At 65.8% G+C, this 2,571-nt stretch carries 2 protein-coding genes; one reads left to right on the top strand and one right to left on the bottom strand.

Annotated features, from left to right (window positions below):
* Positions 1-72 precede the first annotated feature (72 nt).
* The gene (gene ngcE / locus ACFW2E_RS41820) at positions 73-1,521 is read right to left on the bottom strand and encodes an N-acetylglucosamine/diacetylchitobiose ABC transporter substrate-binding protein (RefSeq protein WP_384475891.1); all 1,449 of its coding nucleotides are present in this window, start codon (positions 1,519-1,521) and stop codon (positions 73-75) included.
* Positions 1,522-1,925: 404 nt separating this feature from the next.
* On the opposite strand from ngcE, the gene ACFW2E_RS41815 reads away from it, so the two are divergent.
* Positions 1,926-2,571 (top strand): discoidin domain-containing protein (locus ACFW2E_RS41815; RefSeq protein WP_384475900.1); only part of this gene is annotated, 646 nt, incomplete at its 3' end.

The following is a 2,571-nucleotide window of genomic DNA, read 5'->3' as shown; positions in this document are numbered from 1 at the left end:
GTTTTGTTTTATTCGCTCCAGGGTGGTGCAGGCCGGGGGCGTGGGGGGCCGGGCCGGGGACACGGCGTGCGGTCAGTCCCGGTGGTTCTTCTTGGAGGCCGGGTCCTTTGCCTGCTTGTCGACCGCGGCCTGGCACCGCTTCAGCCACTCCTTCGGCTGAATGCGCTTGGCCATCAGCTCGTTGGACGCGGCCTCGATGGCGGCACCCATCTCGCTGTACCACTCCGTGTAGAGGTAACGGAAGGTGTTGTCACCGGCGGCCTTGGACGCCTCGACCGTGGACTGGGTGCCGGGCCGCAGCTTGACGCTGGGGTCGACGCCGTCCCTGAGGATGGTGAGCGAGTTCGCCTCCTTGGCGAACAGCGTCGACCACTCCTTGGAGAGCATGCGCCGCATGAACTCCTTCGCCTCGGGCAGGTTCTTCGCCTTCGCCGGGATGATGAAGGGCTCGCCGGAGCCGGCCCTGATCGCCTCGAACGGCAGCTTGCTGCCGGGCAGCAGCGGCATCGGCATGAACTTCATGTCGAAGTCCGCCGGCGTCTGCTTGAGCTGTTCGTTCTCCAGCCAGGAGCCGCAGGTGATGAAGGCGGCCTTGTACTGGTTCCAGCGGGTCTGCGACTCGGTGTGGGTGAGGCCGTTGGTGCCGGGCATCAGCAGGCCCTTCTCCACCACCTCGTAGATGGCCTCGACACCGGCCTGCGCCGCGTCCGACCCGACGAACGCCTTGGGGTCGAGGTTGTCGATCGCCTTCATCGCGTCCAGACCGCCCGTCTTGGCGATCAGGTCCATGATGGCGACGTTGATGTAGTACGGGTACTTGCCCTGGTGCGCCAGGCCACCGATGCCCTGCTTCTTGGCGTCCTTGCAGATGGTGAGGAAGTCCGCCCAGGTCTTGGGCTCCTCCCAGCCCTTCTCCTTGAAGAGCTTGCCGGAGTACCACAGACCCCACACCGTGTAGATGTAGTTGAGGGCGACGATCTTGCCCTCCTGCATGCCCGCGTCGAGGGTACCGGGGATGATCATGTCCCGGACCTTCTTGCTCGGGTCGTCCAGGGACGGCGCGTCGAGCACCGGCGCGAGGTCGAGCAGCTGGCCGTTCTTGTACAGGACGTCGACCTTGATCTGCTGGGCGCCGGAGTCGTCCACGATGTCCGGCGGGTTGCCCGCGTTGAAGCGGGGCTGGAGCTTGCCGGTGATCTCCTGGGTGCCGGTGTGGGTGGAGGCGATGCCGAGCTTCTGCTTGTAGCTCGCCTCCCACGCCTTGGCGTAGTCGTCGCCGTAGCCGCCCTTGAAGATGACGACGTCGAGATTGCCGCCCTTCTTCACGCCGAACGGGTTCGACTTCGACGTCTTGCCCTGATTGGCGTTGCCGTCGCTGTCGCTGTCCCCGCCGCCGCTGGCGCAGGCGGACAGAACGCTCATCGCGGGTACGGTGATCAGACCAAGTGCGGCGGACCGCTTGATCAGATCACGACGGCCTACACCCTCGTTGCCGGGGTTCGCTGCGGAACTGGATCCCATGCTCAAGTCCTCGCCTTCTCCAGGACTCAGGCGGTGAACCGGATCCTCCCGGCACCGCGGTCGGGTAGCGCTGGGTCGTGCAGGAAACGCCGACAGGTATAGTCCACTTCCGGCCGACGGAGCAAGATCGAACGCAAGGTTGGCCATGGGTCTTTTCCGAGTTGAGACCTCACGGAAATGTGAGACGCCTGTGGGCGCCTTGCCGGAAAAGTCCGTGGCATAGGCCCCCGAATGCCACACTCAACGCCCTTGACATCAATGGCCACTTGGCCACCTACTGGTTCCTGCGCACGAACTTGACAACGTTGTCCGAAGTACGCGACGCAGGGAGGGTATCCGTTTTGTTGCAGCGGAGAGCTCGGCACAGATGGGGTCCGGCGGCCGTCCTGACGGCCGCCTTCGTCATGGCGGTGGGCTCGCAGGGGGCAGCGGTCGCCCTGCCCGCCAAGGCACCGGCCGCCGAACGGGAGTTCGCCTCTTCGTTCGAGGCCGACGACCCGGCACCGGACTGGCTGAACACCGTCGACACGGGACCGGACGGGAGCGAGCGGGCCTCGGGCGTCGACGGCGGCTACAGCGCCGGCATCCCGGGCAACGTGACGGACCACGTCACCGACGTACGGGCGAGCGGCGAGAACTCGGGCGCGGGCGAGGTGAAGGAGAACCTCGTCGACGGCGAGCCGGGCACCAAGTGGCTGACCTTCGAGCCCACCGGATGGGTCGAGTTCGACCTGGACAAACCCATAGAGCTGGTGACATACGCCCTTACGTCCGCCAACGACTACGCCGAGCGTGACCCGAGGGACTGGACGCTCCAGGGCTCCACGGACGGCAAGGACTGGAAGACCGTCGACACCCGTTCCGGCGAGACCTTCTCCGAACGGTTCCAGACGAAATCCTATGATCTGCCGGAACCGGCCGAGTACCGGCACTTCCGGCTCGACATCACGAAGAACAACGGCGCTTCGGGCATCGTCCAGCTCGCCGACGTCCAGTTCTCCACGGGCGGCAGCGGCGGCCCGGTCCCGCAGGACATGCTCTCCCTCGTCG

The sequence above is a fragment of the Streptomyces sp. NPDC058964 genome, from assembly GCF_042741275.1.
Lineage (GTDB): Bacteria > Actinomycetota > Actinomycetes > Streptomycetales > Streptomycetaceae > Streptomyces.
Note: the sequence above shows the minus strand (reverse complement) of the source record. Positions and strands in the feature narration are given on the sequence as shown.